Raw genomic sequence first — 25916 nt, 5'->3', positions numbered from 1 at the left:
GGTTTGATGGCGGTGAAATGAACCTGGCGCTGGTTATGGGTGTTAGGGAAAGATGATGTTTTTAAGAGAGTAGGATTATGAAAGTTAAAGTTTTTCTATTTCTATCTGTGTTTACGCTGTCTTTATTGCTTTTAGCTTTTTTTACTCCTTTAGTTGATTTCTATAAGTTTTCAGATCTGTGCCGTAAGGATGGTGGTCTGACGATTTATGAAAAACTTGATAGTGGTGTTGGTTGGTTGGCTGATGATTATTTTAGTAGTCTTAGCGATGTATACTTAAAGGATGTTGGTTTTTCAAGGTTTAAAGATATTGATGGTAATTTCTATGACGTTATCTACGTTGGTGGAGATAGGTTTAAATCTTCTTCTTTTAAAAAGATAAAATTTAATTCCGAATATGATGCGATTTATTATGTTGATGTAGGTCGGAAAACTATATCTGAAAAATCAAATATTGGTGTTTATAGGAGTTCTTATAAAAGAATATCAGATGATAAGGTGATGGCTGTTTATAATAATTATTATATTGATTTGTTAAGAGAGGGGGATTTGTTTTTTGGTGTTATTCCTTCAGTATATACATGTTCAGGAGGGTATAAGTTTTTTTACTCTGAGTTAGGTGAAATGTTTAAATAATTATTCAAAAAGGAGTTTGAAATGGCTGATTTAGATGACCAGCAAGTAAGCGCTGTTATGGATCTGTATAAAGCTGGAAATGAAGCTTTCGGAAGTGGTTTTCCTGAAGATAATGATAGGGCAAGACAGAATGTAAAAGATGGACTATATGCATACGATGATACGGGTATGGATAATGTAGTTAACATAGGAATGGATAAGCTTTATGATTTAGAGGAAGGGGGTTTACCTCGTTCCTACGCTCCAGCGTGGGAATGCATACGGAGCATGCATCATGGACAGAATGGCGAGATCAATACCTTTCCCTCACCAAGTACGGGGCATCGACGCAGTGATCGATAATGTGTCTAGCGATGCCACCGCAGATGAAAACCGCGGGTTGATCTACAAAGCCAGGATATTGATACATAAAAGCCCCCTCTGGGTGGATGGCCGTGAAGTGAATCTAGAGCCGGGTATGAGTTTTAGTGAAATGTGAATATTGTAAAGTATCTTATAAGGAATAAGTCTAACGAATTTTTGATTTTGGAGTATATAAATGCCTTTTGTAAATGAGTATGTCTCAGAAGCGAATGTAAAAAAATATGGGTTGGAGGATGTTCTGTGTTCAGCCAACCCTTCATTTCGTAAGCGAGGTTTTCCTTCTGGTTTTAAATTTCATTGGACTTTTGATAAAGAAAGAAATATTTATTTGATCTTACTCAAGATTGGTAAGGAAGATTTTTCAAATCGTTTTAAATGGCTTCTTAATATAGATGGAAAATCGTTCATTTTTGAAGCGGATAAGTCTTCTCTGAGTTCTATGAATGTTAATGAAAAACCATATATTGTAATCTGGAATTTGGTCGTTAATGATAAAGTGAATTCTATAGATTTAATGAGTAAAGGTGAGTTTTATATTTTAAAGGAAGCTATTGAATGTTTTGGTTGTTTTGGCATTGTTAATGAGTTGGAAGAAGTAATTGTCAAATTTAATAGTTGATTTTTAATATTAAAGATAAGGATGTCGCATGATTAATACAGTAGTTGAAGCTAATCTTAAATTAGCGGATATCGTGAATAATGATCTTCTCACAAAAGCACAAAAAGAAGTGAATCTGGTGCCGGGCATGAGTGTTAGTGCTGAGGTGAAAACCGGAAAGCGGTATCTGATTGAACATATTCTGACGCCGTTGCTGAGATATAAGAATGAGAGTGTTAGGGAGAGGTGATTTAGGTTTGTTATCTTGTATCTTTCGAAAATATTATTTAATTGGTGGGTTGATATGAACTTTCTAAGAAAGATTATTTTTTCTTTAATATTTTTATGTGTTTGCTTAGTGGGGTGGTTGTTTTTTACCTATAAAAATTTAGCTTACGTGAATGTAAAGAATTTAACTAGCGATCGTGTTGAACTAAAATTAAATGGGGATAAGTATTTTATAGATAAATATATGGGGGTGGAGGTTTCTCCGTTATCAGGGCGGTTGAAAGTAGAATTTATTAGAGAAGGTCGTAGTTCAAGTAAATGTGACCTTGAGGTGTTTCCATTTAGACTTTGCTACTTCGAGTTATATGTAAGAGACGATGGAGTTAAGTGTTACGTTTGCGATTCAATGTAATAATTATAGATAAAAGGATTTAACTATGAGTTTATCTCGTTCCCACGCTCCAGCGTGGTAATGCATACGGAGCATGCATCATGGACAGAATGGCGAGATCAATACCTTTCCCTCACCAAGTACGGGGCATCGATGCGGTGGTTGATCATGTTTTCAGCGACGCCACCGCCGATGAGAATCTCGGCTTAATCTACAAGGTCAGAATTCTGATGCATATAAAGCCCTCTTTGGGTAGGTGGCCGTGAAGTGAATCTGGTGCCAGGCACGAGTGTTAGGGAAAGCTGAGTTAAGGAGTAAATATGACAACAAAATTGTTTTTTAAATACCTGTGTGTTGGTTTTTTCTTTATTTTAGTTAATATAGGTATTAGTTTTTTAATTGAAAAATATAATTTATCAGGATTTTGGGTGTTTTATATAAGAATGTCTTTTGTTATATTTAATTTCCTATGTTTAGTGAGAGTTTTTTTCTGTATCTGGACAACAATTGGATATTTGTTGGTCAGGCACGATCCTTATCTTAAAAGAATAACTTTGATGATAGCATCATTCTTTATATGGAAGAGTGTAATAGAGAACGATACTGATAATAGGGATATTTAATATGGCAACGTGAGTTGATATTATCAGTTTTTTGGGAAAAGCGCTTCAGCCGACATTCACACGATTACCACTGCCCCCTATTCTCTACGATGGGTCGACAGGGGCTTGCCTTAACGCTATAACTATATCTATCAGGCTGTCGGCAAATGTGTCGATAGATTTCAATTGGTCGGAATGGGGAGGAGGATGATGGTGCGTTCGCAGTTGTGCATGATTGCCTTGCCCCTGAAGATAGGTCCGCCGGTTATCAACAAGGGGTTATCTGCCCCGATATTGCCGGGTTGTAAGGTCGTTACCGGTGGATAGTAAAGCCTTTGTTCCCACACTGGTCTGGCAGCTGTTTATTGGTCAGTATTGGTCCCGGTCGACCCGTGGTATCGCTATACCTCCTCCTGTTTTTTCTCAGAATTAAATCAGCTTAAGGGGCCGTCCGGTCCGTCTGTAACAACTGAATACTGATTGCAGAGCGCTGCTGTATGCACTGTTGTATGCGGTGCTCTGTCAGGAGAATAATAATGACTGATCTTTTTGAGAATCCTGTTGGCCTGAAAGGCTTTGAATTCTGTGAGTTTTCCGGGCCTCAGCCCGATGCCATCGCCCGGGTGTTTGAGTTGCTTGGGTTTACCCTGGTGGCCCGGCACCGGTCAAAAGATGTAGAGCTGTATCGTCAGGGAGGGATCAATTTTATCCTTAACCGTGAACCCAACAGTGAAGCGTTCTATTTTGGCCAGGAACATGGCAACTCGGCGGCGGGTATGGGGTTTCGGGTGGAAAATGCACATCATGCCTACCAGTATGTGCTGGACAAAGGGGCGCAACCGATTGAGATCCCCACCGGGCCGATGGAGCTGCGCTTGCCTGCGATTAAGGGTATCGGAGGTGCACCAATCTATCTGATTGACCGCTATGAAGATGGCAGCTCTATCTATGATATCGATTTTAACTTTATCGACGGTGTGGATCGTCATCCTCCGGGGTACGGCTTTTATGAGATCGACCATCTGACCCACAATGTTTATAAAGGCCGGATGAATCACTGGGCCAGCTTTTATGAAACCCTGTTTAATTTTCGTGAGATTCGTTACTTTGATATTAAAGGTGAATATACCGGGCTGACCTCGAAAGCGATGACCGCCCCGGATGGCAAGATCCGCATCCCTCTGAATGAGGAGGCCTCCAAAGGTGGCGGACAGATCGAAGAGTTTCTGATGGCATTTAACGGTGAGGGCATTCAGCATATAGCGCTACGCACTGACAATCTGCTGGAGAGTGTTGATCAGTTACGTGCCGGTGGTCTCGAACTGATGACGGCTCCGCCTGAAACTTACTATCAGATGCTGGAAGAACGTCTGCCGGGCCATGGTGAACCGGTGGATGAGCTAAAGTCCCGGGGGATTCTGCTGGATGGTACTACCGATGATGGCCCCCGTTTGCTGTTGCAGATCTTTTCTACCTGCCAGTTGGGACCGGTGTTCTTTGAATTTATTCAGCGTAAAAAGGATGATGGTTTTGGTGAAGGTAACTTTAAAGCCCTGTTCGAGTCGATTGAGCGGGATCAGCTGAACCGGGGCGTTATCGAAAAACCGGAATAAGTGTTCAGCTGTAAATCACAGAGCACCCCGATGGCGTGCTCTGTGATGATGCAATCAGATTTAACCATAACAAAGGATAGCTATATGGCCGTTTATGCACTGGGGAGTAAAACCCCGCTGATCGATGACAGTTGTTTCGTTGCTGAGGAGGCGACCCTGATTGGTGAGGTCATTCTCAGGGAGAACACCTCGGTATGGCCACAAGCGGTTCTGCGGGGTGACAGTGAACCGATCACTATTGGCGCAGGTAGTAATGTTCAGGACGGCGCTGTACTTCATACCGACCCCGGGTTTCCACTGACGGTGGCTGAACATGTCACTATCGGCCATCAGGCAATGTTGCACGGTTGCAGCGTCGGAGAGGGCTCGCTTATCGGCATTCAGGCGGTTGTGCTCAATGGTGCCGTTATCGGTAAAAACTGTCTGGTGGGGGCGGGTGCGCTGGTCACTGAGGGGGCTATTTTTCCGGATAATACGTTGATTCTCGGGGTGCCGGCGAAAGTTGTGAGAACACTGTCCGATGAGGCCTGCGCCGGTATTCGTGCCAATACGCAGACCTATATCGATAAAGCGGCACGGTATAAAACAGCGCTGAAAAAGATCGGCTAACTGTGGTTTCTTATTCTCTTTGGCTCATGCCGGGCTCATGTTGGGCTTATGTTGGGAATATGCGTGTGTGAAAATTACAGCCAGCCCCAGCCGCTCAGGCAGGAAATTCTGTCCTATTTCAGGCATAATCCACTGAACAATCGTCCCTGCCGGTGGTCACAGCATCAGCCATGGGGGCAAGAATCAGAATTGATCAGTATTTAGGCAGAGTGGCAGCGTTTGAAAATCGGGAATATCATTGTACGTCTCAGGTCGTTTTTGACGACGGTCATCACTTTGCTGAGTCATCTGCCAACCCCGCACAGGATTGTGCTGGCGTGCGCGTCTCTGATTCTCATTGTTTCAGTGATGGTTGCAGATAACACCTCTGCGGTGCCGGTTGCCCCGGGCCAGTTCAGAAGTAATCTCTCTCTTGATCTCGGGGAGAGCGATGTCGAAGTTAATTCTGAACCATCCGTCGAAAGCTCTGCTCAGGTTAAAGACCCTGAACCCGAAGTCAGTTATGTGGTGCAGAAGGGGGATACCCTGAGCACGATTTTTGATCTGCTGCATATTTCTCAGACAACCCTCTATAAATTGATGGAAGCGGACCTTAACGTGTTGGCGCTGGATACTATTCAGCCCGGTCATCAACTGGGGTTTAACTTTGATACTGAGGGTGACCTGAAGCAGTTTATCTTCCGTTCCGGGTTGACCTACAAGGTAGTGTTTAATCGCGGGGAGAAGGGAGAGTTCGAGTATAAGGAGTTTATCGAAAAAGGAGGCTATCGCCGGGAGGTCTTTGCGGGCGAAGTACAGGGCGATCTGCCCCGCTCGATGCAGCGCGCAGGAGTGCGCATTGCTGAGGCGTATCAGGTGACCAGTCTGCTGAAAGAGCGGATGAATTTCAGAAGTCATCTGCGTGCAGGAGACCGGTTTCAACTGGCGGTTTCGCGTCAGTATGTGAAGGGTGAATATACCGGTAACAGTATCATCGAAGGCTTTGTCTACGATGGTGCTATTCGTAAGCAGTCGGCGTTTCTGTTTGATGATAACTACTTCGATGCTGATGGCGAAAGCCTGGAAAAAGCGTTTCAGCGGATCCCTCTGAAGCGCAGATATCGCATCTCCTCAGGCTTTAATCCTAAGCGAAAACACCCCATTACCGGGTTGATCCGGCCCCATAACGGCACTGACTTTTCCGTTCCGATCGGCACGCCGGTGCTGGCGGCCGGAGATGGCGTGGTCACCCGGGTGATTAAGCATCGTTATGCGGGGCTGTATATTGAGATTCAGCACAACCGGAAATATACCACCCGCTATCTGCATCTGAGTAAGGCCTATGTGCGTAAAGGGCAGAAAGTCTCCCGAGGCCAAAAGATCGCCGCATCCGGTAACTCAGGCCGCTCGACCGGGGCGCATCTGCACTACGAACTGCGTGTGAATGGTCGTCCGGTGAATGCGATGACCGCCCCGATCCCCGTGGTGCAGACTATCGCCAGCAAAAAGCGTAATGCTTTCAAGCATCAGGTCGCTGAGCTGAAGTCCCTGATGGCAGAGCAACTGGCACTGGCGAAAAAGCAGTAGCTAGATTCCCGTTTTACCGTGACCGTTTTACCGCGACTCGTTTATCAGGCCCGGCCATTCTGCCGGGCTTTTTTATGCCTGTTGTGTCGCTCAACCCTGAGATGTGTGTCCTTAATCCCTTCTCCTTAATCTCTTCGGTACTTATGATGCCCTGGGCTCTCTAATCGCGTCTCTGCTCTGATAGTCGCAGACAAACTGATGGGACTCTCCGTCGCTCATTGCTCTATTTAAAGGGTGGAACAAAGTGTCGCACAGGGTGCGTCACCCTGATTTACATAACCGTTCAGTGGTGAATCATAGACTCCGTTTATATCTAAAAACAGTATATAAATCATGTAGTTAATTTTATGGCACAGGCATTGCTCATACAGTGATATAGAAAAATATAACAACTGATACTGTGGAGCATGATATGAAACCGAGTCAGGAACAACAGGTATGGATGTACAAACACATGCTTGTGAGTCGCTTCTTTGAAGAGGTGATTGAAAAGATCTACATGGAGGGTAAAAGCCCCGCCTTCAATATGGCCAACGGCCCCATTCCCGGTGAGATGCATCTGTCTAATGGTCAGGAACCCTGCGCTGTCGGTGTGTGCGCGCATCTGACCGCGGAAGATGTGGTCACTTCTACTCACCGCCCCCATCACGTTGCGATTGCCAAAGGGGTGGATCTTAAAGCGATGGCTGCCGAAATTTTCGGTAAGAAGACCGGCCTCAGCGGTGGTCGTGGCGGACATATGCATATCTTTGATGCCAACGTTAACTTCTCCTGTTCAGGGATCATTGGCCAGAGTGTTGGCCCGGCGGTGGGTGCTGCGTTATCCCGGGTGATGCAGAAGAAAAGTGGAATCGCGGTGGCCTATCTGGGTGAGGGGGCTGCTAACCAGGGAGCGTTCCACGAAGCGCTGAATATGGCAGGTGTCTGGAAGCTGCCAGTCATCTTTATTATCGAAGATAACTCCTGGGGGATCTCTGTTTCCAAGCGAGCCAGTACCGCGATTGATCGGAACTCGGATCGGGCGGTTGCCTATGGTATGCCCGGTGAATTTATCGCAGGGAACGATCCGGTTGCCATCTTTGATGTGGTCGGTGAAGCGATTGCCCGTGCCCGCAATGGTGGAGGCCCCACGCTTATCGAGATCGAAACCTCACGTCTGGCAGGTCACTTTATGGGGGATGGTGAAACCTATCGTCCGGCTGGCGAAAAAGAGGCTCTGCAGAAGATCGATCCCATTCCGGTTATGAAGCAACGCCTGCTGGACGAGGGAATTCTGACCGATGCCACAGATGCTGCGCTGGTAGAGGAAGCGCATGCAGCGGTTGACGCAGCGATACAGTTTGCCCGTGACAGTGAATACGCCGCGCCTGAAGAGGCGATGCAAAAAGTATTTGTCTAAGCGGTAATGCGAAATCAGGTCAGGATTGAGGAGATATAAACATGACTCAGGTAAAAGAAAAAGAACGCAAGTTGACGATCGCCCGGGCGATGGCAGAAGCGATTGCTCAGGAGATGCGCATCGATGACAAAGTGTTTGTGATGGGTGAAGACATCGGTGAGTTAGGTGGTGTATTCGGTAATACCCGTGGGCTGCACGAAGAGTTTGGTGGTGAGCGTGTGCGCGATACGCCGATCTCTGAAACCGCTTTTATCGGTGCTGCTGTGGGTGCTGCATCCGATGGTATGAAGCCGGTTGTCGAGCTGATGTTTGTCGACTTCTTCGGGGTTTGTTTCGACGCAATCTACAACATGATGGCAAAGAACACCTATTTCTCAGGCGGTAATGTCACGGTGCCGATGGTGCTGATGACCTCCACCGGTGGGGGTTACTCCGATGGTGGGCAGCACTCTCAGTGTGTCCATGCCACCTTTGCCCATCTGCCGGGTATGAAAGTGGTTGCGCCCTCCAATGCCTACGATGCCAAAGGGATGATGATTGCCGCGATTCGTGATCCTAACCCGGTGGTGTTCATGTTCCATAAGGCCCTGCAGGGAATGGGGTGGCTGGGGACTGAAAAAGAGGCCATCGTGCATGTGCCGGAAGCCGCCTATGAGGTTGAACTGGGTAAGGCCGTGGTCACCCGTCCAGGCACCGATGTCACGATTGTGGGGATCACCTCCGGTGTGCACTTCGGTCTGAAGGCTGCGCGGATTCTCGAAGAACAGGGTGTCAGTGCGGAAGTGGTTGACTTGCGTTCGCTGGCACCGCTGGACCGTGACACGGTGATTGAGTCGGTTAAGAAAACCGGCCGCCTGATTGTAGTGGATGAGGATTATCACAGCTACGGCATGACCGCAGAGATTATCGCCAGTGTGGTCGAGGCCGGCGTTCCTTTGAAAGCGGCGCCTCAGCGAGTGGCATATCCCGACATTCCGATTCCGTTTGCCCGTCCTATGGAGCAGTGGGCGCTACCAAGCCCGGAAAAAATTATCGCAGCTTTTAACAAAATGAAGGAAGACTAACAGATGACAACTGATGTAATTGTACCCGTCGATATGTGGGAAGAAGACTCTGAGGGGGTTATCACCTCCTGGCTGGCCAGTGATGGTGGTGAGGTTGCCGAGGGTGATGTGATCGCAGAACTGATGGTTGAAAAGATTCAGTATGAACTGGAAGCAACCGCTTCCGGGGTCTTAAAGATCATCAATGATGTAGATGAAATTGTCGAAAAGGGCCAGACCGTGGCAACTATCGGCTAGCAGATCGGGAGAGACAGATGACCGCCTCAGATACACTCAGGGTAACGCCTCTCAAAGGCTTGAGGGGCATGATTGCCAACAATATGCGACGCAGCCTTGATGAGGCTGCTCAGCTGACTCACCATGCCGTTTGCTGCGTTGATACTATGTGGCGGCGTAAGGAGAAAATGGCAGAGCAGGGGGTTAACATCTCGGTTGAAGACCTGCTCGCTGACTACGTTGTCAACGTCCTGGCGAAGCACCCGGTGCTGAATGGGCGTATTGAAAACAATGAGATCTCTATCTACCGCAATATCGATCTGTGTTATGCCATTGGCTTGCCCGGTGGCAAGTTGATGGCGCCAGCGTTGTTTGCCGCTGATCAGAAAGATATTCAGGAGCGTGCTGCCGCCCGTCGTGAGCTGCTTAACCGGGCTAAAGATGGGCAGTTAACAGTCTCGGAGATGAAGGGCGGTACCTTTACCCTGACCAACATCGGTCGCAGCCGGGTGCGGTTTTTTACCCCCCTTATCAACCTGCCGCAACTGGCTATTTTAGGGATAGGGGAAACCTATGCGGAGGTGGCTGTCGAGGATGGGCAGTTTGTAACCAGACGGATGATGGGCCTGTCCCTGACCTTTGATCATCGCGGGGTTGATGGTGGTCCGGCGGCTGATTTTCTCTCTGATCTCTGTCGGGAGATCGAAAGTGAATAGTCTGACCATCAGCGGGCGCAGCCGTATCGCTAAGATAAAGCGCAATACGCCGGTTGAAATTTCTGCAGGTCTCGAGCTTGAGCAGACGCTTCTGGATCAGGTGCTGAGCGGTCGGGTGCAGTGCGGTTATGCATTGTGGCGCAGTAAGCAGGCCCTGGTTGTGCCTAAAAGTGCTACCAATCGTAGTAACTTTCAGGCGGCCAGCGACTATTGTGCTGAGCAGGGCTGGCCGGTGGTGATTCGCAGTACCGGAGGAGAGCTGACGCCGCAGAGTGAGGGCTTCATCAATCTGACCATGGCAATCAAGTGCAAAAAAGGTCAGATGAGTATCCGCGACAGTTATCGGGTGATCTGCAATGCGATTCTGGGGTGGCTATCCGACAACGGCATTCAGGGAGAGTGCGCCTCTATCGAGGGAGCCTTCTGCGATGGTGATTTTAATGTGGTGGTTGGGGGGCAGAAACTCGCCGGAACCGCTCAGCGCTGGAAGAAGATCACCAACCCTCTGGCCCGTACCGATGACCGGGATATGGCGCTGCTGATGCACGCGGTTATTTTATGTGACGGCGATCTGCCAGCGATGTGGAATATTTCCAACCGGTTTTATGAAAAGTGTCAGCTGAATCCCTTTATTGTTGAAGGTAAGCATATATCCCTTGCCCAGCTAATGAATAAATCAGGTGAAAGCTTTGTTTTAAAATCCCTTGATGGGCTTGATGCATATCTTAATCGTTATATCGATAAATATATTTAGGTTAATCGAACGTGGCGTTTTTAGCTGTTTAGTCTGATCGCTAATCAGTTTAAAAAATAATATTAATCCTGGAGATTATTATGAATAAAAATAAAAAAGATTTACTGCAGTCTACGAGTGCCAGAAAAGGCAAGGCAGGTGAAGTTTGCATGAATCGCCGACGCTTTCTGTCTAAAACGGGTACCTATGCCGTCGCCGCTTCGGCTGTTGTTCTTGGCGGAGGTTTGTTCGCGCCTGATTCTTACGCAGCGAAGAAAATTGGTGAAAAAGCGAATACCACACTGTTGAAAATGGCGCGGGATATTTACCCTCACGATACCCTGGAAGATAAATATTACACTCAGGTGTTAACGCCAATGATTCAGGCCGCTGCCTCCGATGATAAAAAATTATCGGAACTGGCCGACGGTGCTAAATCTCTGGACCAGATCGCTTCGCAGCTTTTCGGTGTCAGTTATATCGATATTAAATCTGAAAAAGACCGGGTATCTGTGCTGAAACAGATCGAGTCGTCTCCTTTCTTTCAGAATATTAAAGGCGCCCTGATGATGGGCATCTACAACAACCCCGATCTGTGGCCTCGCTTTGGCTATGGTGGATCCGCCTGGGAAAAGGGCGGCTACATCAACCGTGGTTACAACGATATTGACTGGATCTGAAGAGAGGAATAGCTATGTCTACTAAATTTGATTTAAACGATGACAGCCTGGTGGTCATTATTGGTTCCGGTGCTGGTGGCGGTACATTGGCAAATGAGCTGGCGCAGAAGGGGATCCGCTCAGTCGTTCTTGAAGCGGGCAAACGCTTTAAGATGGACGATATTGAAAACGATGAATGGAAGATGTTTGGCAAAATTTCCTGGCTGGATAAACGTTATGTTGTTGGCCCCGCCCGGATTGCAAAAGATTTTCCCAACCTGCCTGCCTGGATTGTAAAAGGTGTGGGTGGTGCGACGATGCACTGGGCGGGTGTGGCGATGCGTTTTCAGGAACACGAGTTCAAGATGAAAACCACCAACGGCACCGTGCCTGGTGCCAACGTGCTTGACTGGCCGGTGACGCTGAAAGAGATGGAGCCTTACTACGAAAAGGCGGAAAAGAAGATGGGTGTCTGTGGCACCAAAGCCACCGGCATGCCTTTTCATGGCGAGAGTAGTCACTATAAGGTGGTCAAAGAGGGAGCCAACCGTATCGGTGCGAAGTGCGAGCAGGCGACCCTGGCCATTAATACCGAGACCCGTGATGGGCGTCCATCCTGCCAGGTGAATGGTTTCTGTATGCAGGGTTGTCGTATCGGTGCTAAGTGGTCAACCATGTACACCGAAATTCCGAAAGCGGAAGCTACGGGTAAAACTGAGGTGCGTCCGCAATCCATGGTACTGCGGATCGAACATGATAAAACCGGCAAGGTAACCGGTGTCCTCTATGCGGATAAAGATGGCAATCAGCATCTGCAAAAAGCGCGCGTGGTTGCTGTCGCGGGTAACTCCATCGAATCTCCACGGATGTTGCTGAACTCCGCTTCATCGATGTTCCCTGATGGTCTGGCGAACTCCTCTGGTCAGGTGGGTCAGAACTATATGACCCATACCACTGGTGGGGTCTATGCCGAGTTCGAAAAGCCTGTGCATATGTATAAGAGTACGGTGGTGCCGGGTATTGTTCACGAGTGGAAGAATAATGATCCGGGTCGTGGACATGTTGCCGGTTATGAGCTTGAAATTCTGCATCTGGGGCTGCCCTTTATGTCTGCCTTCCTTAATCCTGGTAAAGGTGGCTGGGGGCGTGAGCTGGCGGACTCTCTGGCTAACTATGACAAAATGGCGGGTTTCTGGATCTGTGGTGAGGATATGGCGGTTGAATCCAACAACATTACCCTGCATCCGACAGAGAAAGATCAGTATGGTCTGCCGGTGCCAGTGGTCTATAAAGCGGACCATATCAATGATACTCGTATGCGCAACCATGCCTATGACAGGTCCAAAGAGCTGTTCGATGCAGTGGGTGCGCTGAAGGTTAATAATCTGCCGCCTTATCCTGCCAGTCATAATATGGGCACCAACCGCATGAGTGAGCATGCCAGAGATGGTGTGGTTAACCGCTGGGGGCAGGCGCACGATATTGATAACCTGTTTGTCTCTGACGGTAGCCAGTTCACCTCCAGTGGTACTGAGAACCCCACTCTGACGATTGTGGCTCTGGCGATTCGTCAGGCCGATTATATTGCTGACCAGATGAAGAAAAAGGCGATCTGACCGCTGTAACCTGTTTCACTCGGTGTAACTCTTTGGCACGCTTTCGAGCGTGCCTTTTTTGTTTCAGGGGGGGATATAGTTAATGCGCTGTTAGCCTGGGGGGGGGCCAGGTCTGATTTGTCGTGTGCGCCACATGAAACGCTCCGATCTTTTCTTTTGTTAACCCGTCATCTCATCGTCTCGCCAGACTGTTCAACGCTCACCCCTGGATGGCTCAATAGTTTCTTCAGGTTGAAGACATATTTCGGTCTCTGATACATAGCTACCGCGACTTAGTCACAGGCGAGTGTTTTTCCCGTGCAGACTTACATGCCTTGTTGCTTAGATTGGATGATAGGGGTTGTTGGAAAATAGGGGTTATTCCAATGCTGCTGGAATGAATGGAGGGCGGGTTAGGAGGTACGGTAAATAAGTGGTCAGAGCAGAAAAGCAAAAGCCCCAGGGAAGCAGGCTTCCAAGGGGCTTACAGAGGAAGGGGTTAGTTAGAAAGCAAAGTTAAAACCAACGTTGATCAGTGTGGTTGTCTCGCCTGCAGGTGCAGGGCTGGCAACAATTGAGGTGGCATAGCGTGAAATAGTACCCATCTCATCCGCATCAACATGGGCCAACTGAGCATAAACAATCGTCGATTCACCAATGGTGTATTCGTTGCTTAACACCAGTGATTTAGTTTCTACACTCTTGGCTGGCGCTTTATCCTTATTGACGTAGTAAGCGATCGTCGCGCTGTTTTTCTCATTCCACTGCCAGTCCATGCCAACGCCAAGAGCATCCAGATCCAGAATCTGATTGCCGTTAGCATCATTGTTTTCAGTGTTCATGAAATTGGTTTTGAAGTTCAGATCACCAACCGCATAGGCGGCACCCAGTGCCCAGCTGGTAACAACATCTTCAGCGGTTTGCTGGTCACGCATATTCTGATAAGAACCGGACAGCGTTACTGGGCCTGTGTTATACGCAGCACCAATAGCAATAACATCCCCCTCTTTCTGAGAGCCTTCCTGACCGCCGAAGGAGTACAGCACACCGAAGTCTAAGCCATTGATGTTGTTGCGATATTGCACCGCATTTTTAAAGAAGATACCGACATCATTATTGGCATTGCGGCCATCCGTGCTGGCGGGGTCGTTAACGGTAGAGAAGTACTGACTATAGGCCCAGGCATACAGATTAGAGAACTGTTCTTTGAATATACGGGGTTCTGTACCCAGATGTGCAAGCAGAGCAGGGCCGTATTGACGACCAATGATAACCGTTCCCCAGTCGCCGGTTACTCCCAGATTTGCCTGGCGCCGGAACAACAGCCTGCCACTACTGTCATCTCCGTCTGTACTGGCATCACCGGTACCATGAAACATACCGGTGTCCAGATCGAAGTGGGCTTCAAGATTAAAAAAGGCATCCATTCCATTATCCAGTGACCGGGACCCTTTAAAGCCAAGAACGGTTTGACGTAAGCCACTGGTTTCCAATCCCAGTTTCTCATCACCATCAGTGGATACCTTGTCCTGATAGAGAATCCCCGCATCAAGAATGCCATACATCGATAGCTTGGTATTAGCTGCTTCGCCGATCAGAATATCGGCAGATGCATGGGTTGCTGCCCCTGATAGCATCATCATCGCTGTCAGTGTTTTAACAGGGCTGATTAGCACCATCTTTTTGCGGGATGATTTTTTTAAGTTCATAGAGTTACTCCCCAACGGAATTTATAGTTAGATTTATTTACGGGGTTTTCACGTTATACTATTTATATAAATAGGAATGTGAAAAATTGATTTAACATCGACCCGCAGGAGAAGGAGCAGAGAATATGCCAAAAAATTTATTTTGTTTTCTAAAAATTAAAAGATATTAATGATTTCAATGGGTTGTGGTTTTTTTGTTTTGGTTTGGATGGTTTTTATTATATGAGTCAGTGTTTTGTAAAAGAGTTGTTTTATAAAAAAGAGGCTGTTCTGCAACAGTATGTTTCATCTTTATGAATCATACTGTGGCGTTAAATTAAAGTGCCGCTTTAATCAGAGTTATATAAAATGAGATAGGTTAGCCTAAATTTTTATCTTCTTTCTTTCGCTATACATTTTTAAGACTTTCTGTCGCATCAAATCGAGACAGTCTGTTTCATTTGCTGCCATTCAATAGGGCGGGTTAATTTAAAAATTAGTTATTTCGTACAATTATCAATAACTTATGTTTTTGGTACTGTTATTGCTCTAATTACAATTGTTAGTTGTGAGACTTTATCCGGCTTACTGATTGTAATTTCGTAAGTTATTTGTCCGGCATATCGTAGTTGATACCTTCATTATCCCTTCCCCTTCAGGGTGTTTTGTACGATATGCCGGGCCTTTTTTAAGCTCACAGTGTGGCTGATAACGAGGGGGGCTATGTATGTAAAGAGTGGCCTCAGTCACCGCTAATCTTATATCTGGGAATGCTGTTATGGAGATTGTGTTTTCGACTGTTTCTTCAATAAGCTTATCTGCTCTGGTCAATATTGGACGGATGAGGCCGGTTTTGCTTAAAACGGGAAAAAGCTTCATTGGGGCGCTGTTGTTTACCGCCTTGCTGGGGTTGCTGCCTGGTTCTCAATTGTTTGCAGAATCGTTGCCGACGGTGCGGGTTGCTGTGCTGCAGTTTGGCACCGTCAACTGGGAGATGGATGTTATACGTCAGCATCATCTTGATGAGAAATACCATTTCTCCCTTGATGTAACCCCTGTTGCTGGTAAAAACGCCAGTGCTGTTGCGCTGCAAAGTGGTGCTGTTGATCTGATCTACAGTGACTGGGTTTGGGTGAACCGGCAGCGATTTAACCACAGGATGTTCGGCTTCTCCCCTGTCTCAGCCGCTACCGGAGGGCTTTATGCTCAGCCGCAGAGCGCGGTTTCATCGGTTAAGGATATTCAGGGTGCACGTTTGGGGGTTGCCGGAGGTTCTGTCGATAAGAGCTGGCTGCTGCTACAGGCCTATAGTAAGCAGGTGCTGGGAAAAGATCTTCTGGAAGTGGTTGAGCCGGTGTTTGCCGCGCCCCCTTTACTGAATCAGTTGATGTATGACGGCAAGCTGCCATTGAGCCTGAATTTCTGGCATTACGGTGCCAGATTAGAGGCCCGGGGCTTTAAGCCGATCATCTCAGTTGACGAGATGATCAGAGGGTTAGGTATCGATCATCAGGTGCCTATGCTCGGTTGGGTGTTTGCTGAACCCTGGCGTCAGCAACATAGTGAGCTGTTGGGGAATTTTTTAAAAGCCTCCCGGGAAGCCAGGGATATCCTATTGGCGTCCGATGCCGAATGGCTGCGCATCCGTGATTTGACCCGGGCGGAAGATGATCAGATTTTTATGGCTCTGAAAAAGGGCTATCGTGCAGGCGTACAGCTTCAGTTCGGAACAGATGAGTTGAATGCGCTGGAGGATCTCTATGCCTTTATGCTGCGCGAGGGTGGGACAGAGTTGACGGGGGGCGCCGATAAACTGGACCGGTCGCTGTTCTGGATTTCAAACCCTGAAATGGGAGTGAAGCAGGTCGCTACCGGGGAGGAACTATGATCGTTCCCGCGTTGAAACAACTGCTGCATAGTGCGTTGCCCCTCGCCATTCTATTTTTAGTCTGGCAGTGTGCGGCTATGCTGATGGACAGCAGTAACTTTCCCAGTCTGCTGCAGGTGTTTGCCAGTCTGCGCAGCCATCTGGTTGACGGGGATATGCTGCATCATCTGCTGGTGACCCTGCTAAGGGTGTTGCTCAGCTTCACCATTGCGATGCTGCTTGGGGTGCTGATCGGTATCATGATGGGGGCATTTCCCCGTTTGAATAGCGCTGGCGATTCAATTCTGATTATTGCCCTTAATGTCCCGGCCCTGGTCACTATTATGCTCTGTTATGTCTGGTTTGGGCTGGTAGAGGCGGCTGCGATTGCGGCGGTAGCGATAAATAAAATTCCTACCGTAGTGGTGATGGTGCGCGAGGGAGCACGGGTGGTTGACCAGGATCTGCTGGACGTGGCCAGGGTTTTTCAGGTCTCTCCACCGCGTTACTTCTTTAAAGTGTACCTGCCGCAGCTTTACCCCTTCATTATGGCCTCAGCCCGGTCCGGTCTGTCACTAATCTGGAAAATAGTGCTGGTGGTTGAACTACTGGGGCGTAGTGATGGTGTTGGTTTTCAGCTGGGGACCTATTTCCAGTTTTTTGATATCTCCAGCATTCTGGCTTATACCCTGGCGTTTGCAGCCATCATTCTGGTGATCGAGGGGCTGATTATGCGTCCGCTGGACCGCTTCATCGCCCGGGGGGGATACCATGGTCAGTCTTGATATCGCTTTACAGAGTAAGTTTTATGCCAATAGTCCTGACAAAGTGCTGGGACCGTTGTCCTTTAGGGTCTCGCCGGGCGAGTTTGTTGCGCTGGTCGGCCCCTCCGGGACAGGTAAAACTACCCTGCTGAATATGATTGCGGCTCTGGAAACCAGTGCGCCCGGTGAGATTAAGTTTAATGGTGCCCCTCTGACCGACAAACCAGACTGTAAGATCGGTTATATCTTTCAGCAGCCGAGACTGATGCCCTGGTTAACAGTGGCGGAAAACCTGCGGTTGGTGAAGCCTGTCGCCAATGAATCAGAGATTGAGGCAATACTGATCAAGGTTGGGCTTGGAGGGAAATCTGCCCTCTATCCAAAACATCTGTCCGGGGGAATGCAGCGCAGGGTCAGTATCGCCCGGGCTTTTCTGACCGAGCCGGACCTGTTGCTGCTGGATGAACCCTTTGTATCACTGGACGCCCCCAATGCCGATAACCTGCGTTCACTGTTAAGTGAGCTATGGGTGGAGCAGAAATCCACCGTTATCTTTGTAACCCATGATCTGAATGAAGCGATTCAGCTGGCGGACCGGATACTGTTCCTTTCCGCTGCCCCGGGCACAGTCATTCTGGATACCCCGGTGGATATTGCCCGCCCCCGTTTGCCCGACGATAACAGACTGCAGCGTTGGAAAAGTGATCTGCTCTCTGATTACGCCGGTTTATTAGAAGGGGTTCTCTCCGCACCAGTTCTGAAATCGGTCTCCAGGAGATAATCATGCAATCAGATACCGCACTGGAGCTGACCGCCGTTAGCAAAACCTATGGAACGGTTAAAGCGCTGGATCAGGTCAGTTTAGCGATTCAGTCATCCCAGTTTGTCGGTTTGCTGGGGCAGAATGGTGCGGGTAAAACGACTCTTTTTCAGCTGTTAACCGGTCTGTTTAATGGCGATAGTGGGCAGATATGGGTCTGTGGCCATGATATTCGCCATCATCCTATTGCCGCGCTGTCTTCTATCGGCGTGGTGTTTCAGCAGCCGACTCTGGATCTCGACCTGACGGTGCAGGGTAACCTTAAATTTCACTGCCTGTTACATGGGCTCAGCCGTTCTGAGGCGGAACAACGCATATCCAGTGAGCTGGAACGCTTTGAGATGCAAGCGGTGCGGTATCTGCCGGTGCGCAGTCTTAGTGGCGGCAACCAGCGCAAGGTTGAGTTAATCCGCAGTCTGCTCCACCGTCCCCGGCTTCTATTGATGGATGAGGCGACCGTCGGACTGGACCCGGAATCCCGTAAGGCGCTGGTTAATCATGTTATCGCTTTATGTAAAGAGCGTGATCTGGCGGTGCTCTGGAGCACCCATATAGTTGAGGAGATTCAGCAGGCTGACCGGGTTGTTGTACTGGACAGAGGTAAGGTTCTGGCTGATTCATCCCCGGGAGAGTTGTTGGCTAAAGAGCCGCTTTGCGGAAGCTCACTTTCAGACGCGTTTTTACACCTGATAAATCTGAATAAAACGGTTGGAGTTGTTCATGAACGTGCTTGTTAAAGCTTTTAATTCGATTGCTTTGGTATCACTGCTACTGGCGGTGCAACAGAGTCAGGCAAACAGTGGTTATGTTTTTGTCAGCAGTGAAAAAGATGATCGGGTCACCGTATTTGAAGCCAGCAGCATGGATAAGGTAACGGCGATTAACACGAGCGAACGCCCTCGGGCGATGAAGCTGAGTAACGATGGCGCACTCCTCTATGTGGCCTGCGGTGACGCAGATGTGATCGATGTAATCGATGTGGCTTCGCTGACAGTACAGCAAAGTATTGAGATCGGTGAAGACCCTGACCGATTTGATCTGTCACCGGATGAGAAATTCCTCTATGCCTCCAATGAGGATGATGGATTGGTGACCGTTTACTCGCTGGAAGAGGGCAGGAAAGTTGCCGAGATCGAGGTGGGTGAAGAGCCGGAAGGGGTATTGGTAACACCGGATAATCGTCTGGTGTATGTCACCTCTGAGGTGGCTAACATGGTGCATGTGATCGATGTGCAGAGTCGTGAACTGGTTGAGAATATTGTGGTGGGCAATCGCCCAAGAAGGATGCTGCTGACACCGGATCAGAAGCAGCTTTGGGTGAGTAATGAAGTGGGAGGTACTATTTCGATTCTGGATACGTCGTCCTATCAGTCCGTTGCTGAGTTGTCTTTTTCACTGCGTGGGGTGCGTCCCGAAAGTATCTCTCCGGTCGGTATGGTGATGACCAAAGATGGTCAGCGAGCCTACATCACTCTCGGCGGAGCCAATCATGTGGCGGTGGTTGATATACCTGCTAACAAAGTGATCGACTATATCCTGGTGGGTAAAAGGGCCTGGGGAATCGCGCTTAATCAGGACGAAAGCCGGCTCTATGTGACCAATGGCAAGAGTGATGATCTGGCTGTGATCGATACTGAACGGTTGAAAGTGATCAGATCGGTGCCTGCAGGGCGGGTGCCCCACGATGTTGTGGTGGATGACTGATGTTTTCTGTGACAGCGATTTGTAAACAGATCGGCTTCAATTCAAGTCGTCTCAGGTGCGTAGCAACACTGCTGGCATTGCTGCTGTCATCTTCGGTATGCTCCTCGGTATGGGCGGTGGAGCTTCAAAGCGTCAGTTTCGCCCTGATCGAGTATGCCGATGATCCCCGTTACCGCACAGAGGTGACCGATGCCCGTTATCAGGCTCAGCCCTGGGGGCGCCTCGACACTGCGGTCGAGCTGGCGATTCAGGAGTCGCGTTTTGCTGCTCAGAAAAACGGCATCAGGTTTACATTGACGCGACACGAGGTGGAGGAACTTTCCGAGTTGCCCGCACTGATCCAGCGGTTGCAGGCTGAGGGAACGCAGTTTTTTCTGCTAGACCTGCCCGCTGAAGGGGTCAGGCTGGCTGCAGGTGCCGGGCAGGGGCGCAACACCATTCTGTTTAATCTCAGTGCCCTCGACAACACCCTGCGTGATCAAAGCTGCCAGCCTAATCTGCTGCATGTCGTCCCCAGTCGACGCATGCTCACAGATGCGATGGCACAGTATCTGATCTCTAAAAAGTGGAAAGAGGTGCTGGTGTTGCACAGTGAAGCTGAAGCCGATTTGCGCTATCTCGAATCACTGCAGGGCTCGGCAAAAAAGTTTGGTCTCGATCTGGTCACACTTAAACCCTATACCCTGGGAAGTGATCCCCGCCAGCGCTACCAGAACAATATCTCACTGTTAACGGCGAAGGATGATTATGACGTGGTCTATGTGGTCGACAGTACGGGGGAGTTTGCCGTTGATGTTCCGTACGCCATCGTTAAACCGCGTCCGGTAGTTGGTGCTTCGGGACTGGTCGCAGATTGGTGGCACTGGGCCTGGGAACGCAACGGTGCCCCGCAGGTTAATAAACGTTTTAAAAAGAAAGCTAAACGGCAGATGACCGGCTATGACTGGTCAGCCTGGCTAGCAGTGAAGGTGATTGCCCAGGCGATGCTGGATCAGTCTGCAACAGATCACCACTCAGGCTCTGCTGACTCACTACTCGACACCCTGCACTCTGAAGCCTTTAAGCTGGATGGTGCCAAAGGTTATCCACTGAATTTTCGTCCCTGGAACAATCAGCTAAGGCAACCGGTATTTCTGACCTCTCTGAACCGTGTGATCGGGCGTGCGCCGATCGATGGTTTTCTGCATCCGTTGAATAACCTCGATATCTTAGGCAGTGACCGGGATAAAAGCCGTTGCCAACTAAACCTGGGAGCTAAACCGTGAATACGAGTCATGCCATCAATGCGTTCAGTGCACTGTCGGCCCGGGAAGTTGGCAAGTTTATGCGCCAGAAAGGGCGCCTGTTTTCAGCGTTGGTAAGGCCCGCCCTATGGCTTTTAGTTTTTGCCGCCGGTTTTCAGAATGTCTTTGGGGTGGCGGTTATTCCTCCCTATGAATCCTATATTGAGTATGAGGTCTATATCTCCCCGGGGCTGCTGTGTATGGTGATTCTGTTTAACGGTATGCAGTCATCTCTGTCGATGGTCTATGACCGGGAGATGGGGCTGATGCGTCTGTTGCTGACGGCACCATTGCCGCGCTGGTATATCCTCTTCAGTAAACTGATGGCCGGGACACTGTTATCCTTGTTGCAGGTGTACAGTTTTATGATTATCTGCTGGCTGTTTGATGTAGATATACCGCTTGTTGGTGCATTGACCGCACTGCCCGCGTTTATCCTGGTTGCTCTGATGCTGGGGGCTCTGGGGTTATTACTCTCTGTCTCGGTAAAGCAGCTGGAAAACTTCGCCGGGATGATGAACTTTGTCATCTTTCCTATGTTCTTTATCTCACCGGCACTATATCCGCTGTGGAAACTGGAGGAGGCGGGCGCTGAACTGGTGTTTATGGCAGCGCAATATAATCCGTTTACTTATTCTGTAGAGCTGGTCCGGTTTGCTCTGTATGGGCAGTTAAACTGGCTGGCGTTGAGTGTGGTCTTTGGTGCCTTTGTGCTGTTTTTCAGCCTGGCAGTCTGGGGTTATGATCCCCAGAAGGGCGTAATTGGGCGGTCAAAGGCGGGAGGATAGGTTGTTTATTACATTTGAGACCGTCTGAGCTGCATATCTATGTGCCCTCTGTGGCTGAGCGCTGCTGATCTGCTGTCAACCGATAGTTGTGCTTTATTCTCTTAAACTATGTCCGCAATCATCAGTCCGCATCACTTTGCCCTGAAGACCGCCTATAACAACCCGGTTTTGGTCTATAGTAATCGCACAGGCGGTGTCACGCTTATCTTAATAACCCTGCGGTGCTAACGGGCAGATTATGGAATTCAAAGACTATTACAAGATTCTGGGCGTTGATCCCGATGCTGATAGTAAGGCGATAAAGGTTGCCTACCGAAAACTGGCGCGAAAATATCACCCGGATGTCAGCAGTCATCATGATGCAGAAAATCAGTTCAAGGAGGTTAGCGAAGCCTACGAGGTGCTGAAGGATAAAACCAAACGGGCTGAATATGATGAACTGCGTTTATACGGCGCTGCGCAGCAGGAGTTTCGCCCACCACCGGGCTGGCAATCATCGGCCAGGGGCGACGGCGATGGCTATCAGCAACGGGATTTCTCTGACTTTTTTTCCTCTATTTTTGGTACGGAGGGGGGCGCTGGTGCCCGCGGCTTTGAAAGCCGTCAGCCTTATAGCCAGCGAGGTCAGGATATTGAAACCGATCTGCCGGTTTTTCTCGAGGAAACCCTGTCGAAAGGCTCTAAAACGATCTCCTACCATCTGCCTCACTATGATAATGAGGGGCGTGTCAGCGAGGTTAAGAAAACCCTCAATGTTAAAATTCCTCCGGGAGTGGTCGATGGCGAGCGTATCCGTTTAAAAGGGCAGGGCGCACCGGGTATCGGCAACGGCGCATTCGGTGATCTCTATCTGCGAATTCGACTGGTGCCTCATCCACTGTTTGATGTCGAGGGGCATAACCTGATTATCACCGTGCCGGTGGCTCCCTGGGAGGCGGCGCTGGGTTGTAAGGTAACCATGCCAACCCTGTCGGGCGAGATTAAACTGACCATTCCGGCCAACAGTCAGAGTGGTCAGCGTCTGCGGGTGAAGGGTAAAGGACTGCCGGGTCGCCAGCATCAGGGGGACCTTTATGCGGTCTTAAAAGTGGTGATGCCCCCGTCAGGCAGTGAGTCTGCCAGGACTCATTGGCAACAGCTGGCGGAACTGACACCTTTCGATCCCCGAGCCGAGTGGAGTGATGCATCATGAGCGATCAGCAAGCAACCTACCTGAGTTTCTCCGAGCTCTGCCTGCAAACCGGTGTGGCCGAAAGTATGGTCGTTGAGATTATCGAGCAGGGTATTGTCGAGCCGGTTGGTGATAGCCCCGGTGAGTGGCTGTTTAGCCCCGCGATGCTGGTTCTGACGAAGAAAGCGGTGCGCCTGCATCGTGATCTGGATGTCAATTGGGCGGGTATCGCCCTGGCAATAGAGTTACTCAATGAGGTTGAGCAGTTGCGCGAACAGAATCGGTATCTGCAGAGTCGTCTGAGCCGCTTTGTCGATTTGTAAACGGCTCTCAAGCGATGTGCGAAAGGGCGTTTATGCGCCCTTTTCTCCGCCTGGCCTGGAACACTTGTCAGGCCTGTATCGTTTCCAGCAGCGGGATCGAACGGGTGACTATCCAATAGGCCGACACCATCAGCGTGAACACCGATACGTAGACGTACAGCGGCCTTTCGAAGGTCAGATATCTTTTACACATTGCGGTTAAGACAAACGCCAGACTGTAGATAAACAGTTGTCCCGCTTCGATACCGATATTGAACGATAGCAGGTTAATGGCGCTGGTTTGTGAACCCTCTTTAGCCAGCTCGTTAAACACAAAGGAGAAGCCAAAGCCGTGGATAACGCCGATAATCAGTATCGGGGTAGTGCCGATATGCTGCGCTTTCTGGCACAGCAGCAGGATTGCAGTGACGCAAATAGTCAGTGCAATAAGCAGTTCGATGCCCGGGGTGAACGCTGGAGATGAGATCGCCAGATTATGACCAAACAGCAGGCTGAATGAGTGGCCCAGAGTGAATGCGGTGGCCAGTGACAGCAGTCTGATAAAGCCAGTAGCACTGAAAAACAGTAATAGGATAAACAGTATATGGTCGGTGCCAATCAGTATATGACTGAAACCGCTGTTAAACCCATTGATCAGTTTGCTGGTTAATGTGGGCAGGCGGGTAGTTGAATAATCGAGAATCCCAACGGTGGTGACCGATGTTATTTCACCCTCCCGGTGGAGGTTGACGATATTCGCCAGACGGTTAATGGCATTGAACTTGTCCCCCAGAATACTGCTGATGTTGATTTCATCGGTGTTTAATGAGGTATCGGCCAGCCGCAGCCGGATATCCAGACCGGCGTCGAACAGCGAACGGGCATCCTCGCTGATCGTAATATCGCCGTTAAAGTTGCTCTGGGCGGTGTCTAAACTACTGAAGGGGTTACGGCTGTCGGAGTTGAATATATTGATAGCCTCAATACGATAAATCTGATTCTGTCCCTCTTTTTTTATGCGGTATCCCGATGAGATCAATTGTTTTAATCGTCTCAGACTGGCTTTGATCTCGCTGTGATTGAGCAGATATTCAGTTCTCTCAGCGGCGGTGACTCTGTGAGTAAACGGGATCGCCTGCTGGCTGTCGACTCCTTGCCAGCTGTTATCTAAAAGAACCAGGGGCAGCGGCATCCGCATCAGAATAATGGTGTCCCGGTTATCCTGATAGAGATGGATGATTCTGGGTTCAAAATGGGTAAAGTGAGCCAGGACTGTGGTGCTGAAGAGCGAGCCGATCAGCATGAGGAACAGTGCGAATAGTGTCTTCATAATCGGTACCCTGTTGTTTAATAGCATTACCCGAAGGTAATGCTATCGGTAACCTTGTGAATTATTCGGGGGAGGGGCTTAGTAGCGAGGATCCCACATTCTGCGGCCGGTCTCTTTTTCATATCCCTGTCCGAATGGGTAACTGACGATCTCAAGCTGCATCCCCCAGGGGGCCATGAAATATACCCAGGTCAGGCCAGCCATACCGGTGTCTGTAAAGGTATGGGGTTTGCCCAGCACTTTAATCCCTTTCTCTTCCAGAAACTTCACTGCAGGTGCCATATCATCGACATAAAACGCCAGGTGATGACCGCCAATATCGCTGTTGCGCGGTGGCTGCTGCTTTTGATCTGGGGCCGTATATTCAAATATCTCCAGCGCCGGGCCATTACCGCAACGCATCAGGTGAGCGGTTTTTATCACTGCTTTTTTGTCAACATTAAGGTTCTCGGTCATCCAGTCATTATCGAACGGGCCGAAGGGACCGATTGAATAGAAGGATTCGCAGCCGATAACATCGGTAAAGAAAGCAACCGCTTCTTTCACATTTGGGACGGTAATACCCAGATGCTGAGTCCCTCGCATTCCGGGTATCCCTGCCTGGGTTTGTTGGCTAAAAAGGGAAAATAAAAATAGCGATGCAGTGAATATTTTTATTTTTTTCATATTGATCTCCATAGATTATGAACAGTGAATACTCATAAATACATTTCCCGTGCCAGTTAGCAGGTTTTGGCTGCAAGCCTTTAATCACGGTGGAGATTGAGCGCTTCTTTAAAGTGGGGACAGAGTCTTTTTGAGTCAGTGTGTCTCAGCGTTCGACTCAGAGTGTGCCAGGCAGACACTATCAGAGTGGACCGGTGATCTTTAACGAATGAGGGGACTATTGTTGTTAGCAGATTTAGAACCCCCGCAATGAAGCGGGGGCGGGGCACGTATGTTTAAGCGGTACTTGTTAAGGGGTTAGCGGTTGGCGAAGTACATGGTGACTTCGAAGCCAATTCTCAGATCTTTATAGGCTGGTTTTGTCCAGTTCATTTTATTTTCCTCATCTATGTATGAATGTATAACGTGACGTTAAATGTCACCGATAAGTAAAGCAAAGATCGTACCCGCACTGCGATCCGTTGGGATTGTTTTACGCAATAACCCGGTTTTCACAATCTTTAAGCGTGATTGACTGAGGCGTCACGGTGATAGCTGTGTCAGCTT

General features: G+C 48.9%; 28 protein-coding genes. 24 read left to right on the top strand and 4 right to left on the bottom strand.

All coding sequences use genetic code 11. The annotated features are described in order from the left end of the window. The first annotated feature begins 77 nt into the window (after nucleotides 1–77). From OCU43_RS17340 to OCU43_RS17270, 15 genes are all read left to right on the top strand, one after another. Entirely contained in the window at nucleotides 78–635 is a 558-nt protein-coding gene (locus OCU43_RS17340; protein WP_091357306.1) for a hypothetical protein, read from the top strand. A gap of 21 nt (nucleotides 636–656) precedes the next feature. Continuing rightward, nucleotides 657–977 (top strand): hypothetical protein, encoded by a 321-nt coding sequence (locus tag OCU43_RS17335; RefSeq protein ID WP_091357305.1) that lies wholly within the window; start codon nucleotides 657–659, stop codon nucleotides 975–977. A 196-nt stretch (nucleotides 978–1173) separates the two neighbouring features. Beyond that, on the top strand, nucleotides 1174–1617 hold the full coding sequence (locus OCU43_RS17330) for a hypothetical protein (RefSeq protein WP_091357302.1): 444 nt from the start codon (nucleotides 1174–1176) through the stop codon (nucleotides 1615–1617). Between the two features lie 28 nt (nucleotides 1618–1645). Further along, the gene (locus tag OCU43_RS17325) at nucleotides 1646–1846 is read left to right on the top strand and encodes a hypothetical protein (RefSeq protein ID WP_091357300.1); all 201 of its coding nucleotides are present in this window, start codon (nucleotides 1646–1648) and stop codon (nucleotides 1844–1846) included. Between the two features lie 470 nt (nucleotides 1847–2316). After that, entirely contained in the window at nucleotides 2317–2481 is a 165-nt protein-coding gene (locus OCU43_RS17320; RefSeq protein ID WP_261832946.1) for a hypothetical protein, read from the top strand. 872 nt (nucleotides 2482–3353) lie between these two features. After that, nucleotides 3354–4430 (top strand): 4-hydroxyphenylpyruvate dioxygenase, encoded by a 1077-nt coding sequence (hppD, locus tag OCU43_RS17315; RefSeq protein ID WP_091357295.1) that lies wholly within the window; start codon nucleotides 3354–3356, stop codon nucleotides 4428–4430. A gap of 84 nt (nucleotides 4431–4514) precedes the next feature. Further along, on the top strand, nucleotides 4515–5039 hold the full coding sequence (locus OCU43_RS17310) for a gamma carbonic anhydrase family protein (protein WP_091357292.1): 525 nt from the start codon (nucleotides 4515–4517) through the stop codon (nucleotides 5037–5039). A gap of 219 nt (nucleotides 5040–5258) precedes the next feature. Then, complete coding sequence (locus OCU43_RS17305; protein ID WP_261832945.1) at nucleotides 5259–6605, top strand: peptidoglycan DD-metalloendopeptidase family protein; 1347 nt, start codon at nucleotides 5259–5261, stop codon at nucleotides 6603–6605. 412 nt (nucleotides 6606–7017) lie between these two features. Next, a complete protein-coding gene (locus OCU43_RS17300) occupies nucleotides 7018–8004 on the top strand; it encodes a thiamine pyrophosphate-dependent dehydrogenase E1 component subunit alpha (protein ID WP_091357291.1) in 987 nt (328 codons plus the stop codon). Nucleotides 8005–8045: 41 nt separating this feature from the next. Next, nucleotides 8046–9068, top strand: coding sequence for an alpha-ketoacid dehydrogenase subunit beta (locus OCU43_RS17295; RefSeq protein ID WP_091357288.1), 1023 nt, complete (start codon nucleotides 8046–8048; stop codon nucleotides 9066–9068). Between the two features lie 3 nt (nucleotides 9069–9071). After that, nucleotides 9072–9305, top strand: a complete 234-nt coding sequence (locus OCU43_RS17290; protein WP_091357285.1) for a biotin/lipoyl-containing protein — start codon at nucleotides 9072–9074, stop codon at nucleotides 9303–9305. A gap of 17 nt (nucleotides 9306–9322) precedes the next feature. Beyond that, the gene (locus OCU43_RS17285) at nucleotides 9323–10000 is read left to right on the top strand and encodes a 2-oxo acid dehydrogenase subunit E2 (protein ID WP_091357283.1); all 678 of its coding nucleotides are present in this window, start codon (nucleotides 9323–9325) and stop codon (nucleotides 9998–10000) included. After that, nucleotides 9993–10754, top strand: coding sequence for a lipoate--protein ligase family protein (locus OCU43_RS17280; RefSeq protein ID WP_091357280.1), 762 nt, complete (start codon nucleotides 9993–9995; stop codon nucleotides 10752–10754). The genes OCU43_RS17285 and OCU43_RS17280 overlap by 8 nt, the downstream gene beginning before the upstream one ends. Nucleotides 10755–10834: 80 nt before the next feature. Beyond that, nucleotides 10835–11413, top strand: a complete 579-nt coding sequence (locus OCU43_RS17275; protein ID WP_245756543.1) for a gluconate 2-dehydrogenase subunit 3 family protein — start codon at nucleotides 10835–10837, stop codon at nucleotides 11411–11413. 14 nt (nucleotides 11414–11427) lie between these two features. Then, nucleotides 11428–13008, top strand: a complete 1581-nt coding sequence (locus tag OCU43_RS17270; protein ID WP_091357278.1) for a GMC family oxidoreductase — start codon at nucleotides 11428–11430, stop codon at nucleotides 13006–13008. A 482-nt stretch (nucleotides 13009–13490) separates the two neighbouring features. Here the strand turns inward: OCU43_RS17270 and OCU43_RS17265 are convergent, their stop codons facing one another. After that, entirely contained in the window at nucleotides 13491–14696 is a 1206-nt protein-coding gene (locus tag OCU43_RS17265) for a porin (RefSeq protein WP_217647420.1), read from the bottom strand. Nucleotides 14697–15453: 757 nt separating this feature from the next. Between OCU43_RS17265 and OCU43_RS17260 the strand changes: the two genes are divergently transcribed. The 9 genes from OCU43_RS17260 to OCU43_RS17220 all read left to right on the top strand — a co-directional run bounded on the left by OCU43_RS17260 (nucleotide 15454) and on the right by OCU43_RS17220 (nucleotide 23395). Next, nucleotides 15454–16563, top strand: coding sequence for an ABC transporter substrate-binding protein (locus OCU43_RS17260; protein ID WP_175483499.1), 1110 nt, complete (start codon nucleotides 15454–15456; stop codon nucleotides 16561–16563). Then, the gene (locus OCU43_RS17255) at nucleotides 16560–17327 is read left to right on the top strand and encodes an ABC transporter permease (RefSeq protein ID WP_091357275.1); all 768 of its coding nucleotides are present in this window, start codon (nucleotides 16560–16562) and stop codon (nucleotides 17325–17327) included. Before OCU43_RS17260 ends, OCU43_RS17255 begins: the two co-directional genes overlap by 4 nt. Next, on the top strand, nucleotides 17314–18087 hold the full coding sequence (locus OCU43_RS17250; protein ID WP_091357272.1) for an ABC transporter ATP-binding protein: 774 nt from the start codon (nucleotides 17314–17316) through the stop codon (nucleotides 18085–18087). Before OCU43_RS17255 ends, OCU43_RS17250 begins: the two co-directional genes overlap by 14 nt. Before the next feature lie 2 nt (nucleotides 18088–18089). After that, nucleotides 18090–18863: a lanthanide ABC transporter ATP-binding protein PedB/LutE gene (gene pedB / locus OCU43_RS17245; protein WP_091357270.1), complete on the top strand. Its 774-nt coding sequence runs from the start codon at nucleotides 18090–18092 to the stop codon at nucleotides 18861–18863. After that, the gene (locus OCU43_RS17240) at nucleotides 18847–19830 is read left to right on the top strand and encodes a PQQ-dependent catabolism-associated beta-propeller protein (protein WP_091357268.1); all 984 of its coding nucleotides are present in this window, start codon (nucleotides 18847–18849) and stop codon (nucleotides 19828–19830) included. Before pedB ends, OCU43_RS17240 begins: the two co-directional genes overlap by 17 nt. Next, on the top strand, nucleotides 19830–21095 hold the full coding sequence (locus OCU43_RS17235; RefSeq protein ID WP_091357265.1) for a type 1 periplasmic-binding domain-containing protein: 1266 nt from the start codon (nucleotides 19830–19832) through the stop codon (nucleotides 21093–21095). Before OCU43_RS17240 ends, OCU43_RS17235 begins: the two co-directional genes overlap by 1 nt. Then, nucleotides 21092–21901 carry a lanthanide ABC transporter permease protein PedC gene (pedC, locus tag OCU43_RS17230; RefSeq protein WP_091357262.1) on the top strand — a complete coding sequence of 270 codons (810 nt, stop codon included), beginning with the start codon at nucleotides 21092–21094 and terminating at the stop codon, nucleotides 21899–21901. Before OCU43_RS17235 ends, pedC begins: the two co-directional genes overlap by 4 nt. Before the next feature lie 238 nt (nucleotides 21902–22139). After that, entirely contained in the window at nucleotides 22140–23093 is a 954-nt protein-coding gene (gene cbpA, locus OCU43_RS17225; protein ID WP_091357261.1) for a curved DNA-binding protein, read from the top strand. Next, nucleotides 23090–23395 carry a chaperone modulator CbpM gene (locus OCU43_RS17220; protein ID WP_091357258.1) on the top strand — a complete coding sequence of 102 codons (306 nt, stop codon included), beginning with the start codon at nucleotides 23090–23092 and terminating at the stop codon, nucleotides 23393–23395. Before cbpA ends, OCU43_RS17220 begins: the two co-directional genes overlap by 4 nt. Before the next feature lie 67 nt (nucleotides 23396–23462). Here OCU43_RS17220 and OCU43_RS17215 read toward each other — a convergent pair whose 3' ends face one another. The 3 genes from OCU43_RS17215 to pqqA form a co-directional block, all read right to left on the bottom strand. Beyond that, complete coding sequence (locus tag OCU43_RS17215; RefSeq protein WP_175483498.1) at nucleotides 23463–24704, bottom strand: HupE/UreJ family protein; 1242 nt, start codon at nucleotides 24702–24704, stop codon at nucleotides 23463–23465. A gap of 78 nt (nucleotides 24705–24782) precedes the next feature. Beyond that, complete coding sequence (locus tag OCU43_RS17210) at nucleotides 24783–25289, bottom strand: VOC family protein (RefSeq protein ID WP_205209141.1); 507 nt, start codon at nucleotides 25287–25289, stop codon at nucleotides 24783–24785. A 378-nt stretch (nucleotides 25290–25667) separates the two neighbouring features. Further along, the gene (gene pqqA / locus OCU43_RS17205) at nucleotides 25668–25742 is read right to left on the bottom strand and encodes a pyrroloquinoline quinone precursor peptide PqqA (protein ID WP_075107990.1); all 75 of its coding nucleotides are present in this window, start codon (nucleotides 25740–25742) and stop codon (nucleotides 25668–25670) included. Nucleotides 25743–25916 lie beyond the last annotated feature (174 nt).

The organism is Amphritea atlantica (assembly GCF_024347255.1).
GTDB classification, from domain to species: domain Bacteria; phylum Pseudomonadota; class Gammaproteobacteria; order Pseudomonadales; family Balneatricaceae; genus Amphritea; species Amphritea atlantica.
The sequence above is the reverse complement of the archived record's forward strand: the minus strand, read 5'-3'. Positions and strand labels throughout refer to the sequence as shown.

Excerpts from the sequence above, each read along its gene's own strand:
- OCU43_RS17340 (WP_091357306.1), top strand. The coding sequence starts at position 78 with ATGAAAGTTAAAGTTTTTCTATTTCTATCTGTGTTTACGCTGTCTTTA.
- OCU43_RS17335 (WP_091357305.1), top strand. The coding sequence starts at position 657 with ATGGCTGATTTAGATGACCAGCAAGTAAGCGCTGTTATGGATCTGTAT.
- OCU43_RS17330 (WP_091357302.1), top strand. The coding sequence starts at position 1,174 with ATGCCTTTTGTAAATGAGTATGTCTCAGAAGCGAATGTAAAAAAATAT.
- OCU43_RS17325 (WP_091357300.1), top strand. The coding sequence starts at position 1,646 with ATGATTAATACAGTAGTTGAAGCTAATCTTAAATTAGCGGATATCGTG.
- OCU43_RS17320 (WP_261832946.1), top strand. The coding sequence starts at position 2,317 with ATGGACAGAATGGCGAGATCAATACCTTTCCCTCACCAAGTACGGGGC.
- hppD (WP_091357295.1), top strand. The coding sequence starts at position 3,354 with ATGACTGATCTTTTTGAGAATCCTGTTGGCCTGAAAGGCTTTGAATTC.
- OCU43_RS17310 (WP_091357292.1), top strand. The coding sequence starts at position 4,515 with ATGGCCGTTTATGCACTGGGGAGTAAAACCCCGCTGATCGATGACAGT.
- OCU43_RS17300 (WP_091357291.1), top strand. The coding sequence starts at position 7,018 with ATGAAACCGAGTCAGGAACAACAGGTATGGATGTACAAACACATGCTT.
- OCU43_RS17295 (WP_091357288.1), top strand. The coding sequence starts at position 8,046 with ATGACTCAGGTAAAAGAAAAAGAACGCAAGTTGACGATCGCCCGGGCG.
- OCU43_RS17290 (WP_091357285.1), top strand. The coding sequence starts at position 9,072 with ATGACAACTGATGTAATTGTACCCGTCGATATGTGGGAAGAAGACTCT.
- OCU43_RS17285 (WP_091357283.1), top strand. The coding sequence starts at position 9,323 with ATGACCGCCTCAGATACACTCAGGGTAACGCCTCTCAAAGGCTTGAGG.
- OCU43_RS17275 (WP_245756543.1), top strand. The coding sequence starts at position 10,835 with ATGAATAAAAATAAAAAAGATTTACTGCAGTCTACGAGTGCCAGAAAA.
- OCU43_RS17270 (WP_091357278.1), top strand. The coding sequence starts at position 11,428 with ATGTCTACTAAATTTGATTTAAACGATGACAGCCTGGTGGTCATTATT.
- OCU43_RS17265 (WP_217647420.1), bottom strand. The coding sequence starts at position 14,696 with ATGAACTTAAAAAAATCATCCCGCAAAAAGATGGTGCTAATCAGCCCT.
- OCU43_RS17260 (WP_175483499.1), top strand. The coding sequence starts at position 15,454 with ATGGAGATTGTGTTTTCGACTGTTTCTTCAATAAGCTTATCTGCTCTG.
- OCU43_RS17255 (WP_091357275.1), top strand. The coding sequence starts at position 16,560 with ATGATCGTTCCCGCGTTGAAACAACTGCTGCATAGTGCGTTGCCCCTC.
- OCU43_RS17250 (WP_091357272.1), top strand. The coding sequence starts at position 17,314 with ATGGTCAGTCTTGATATCGCTTTACAGAGTAAGTTTTATGCCAATAGT.
- pedB (WP_091357270.1), top strand. The coding sequence starts at position 18,090 with ATGCAATCAGATACCGCACTGGAGCTGACCGCCGTTAGCAAAACCTAT.
- OCU43_RS17240 (WP_091357268.1), top strand. The coding sequence starts at position 18,847 with ATGAACGTGCTTGTTAAAGCTTTTAATTCGATTGCTTTGGTATCACTG.
- OCU43_RS17235 (WP_091357265.1), top strand. The coding sequence starts at position 19,830 with ATGTTTTCTGTGACAGCGATTTGTAAACAGATCGGCTTCAATTCAAGT.
- cbpA (WP_091357261.1), top strand. The coding sequence starts at position 22,140 with ATGGAATTCAAAGACTATTACAAGATTCTGGGCGTTGATCCCGATGCT.
- OCU43_RS17220 (WP_091357258.1), top strand. The coding sequence starts at position 23,090 with ATGAGCGATCAGCAAGCAACCTACCTGAGTTTCTCCGAGCTCTGCCTG.
- OCU43_RS17215 (WP_175483498.1), bottom strand. The coding sequence starts at position 24,704 with ATGAAGACACTATTCGCACTGTTCCTCATGCTGATCGGCTCGCTCTTC.
- OCU43_RS17210 (WP_205209141.1), bottom strand. The coding sequence starts at position 25,289 with ATGCGAGGGACTCAGCATCTGGGTATTACCGTCCCAAATGTGAAAGAA.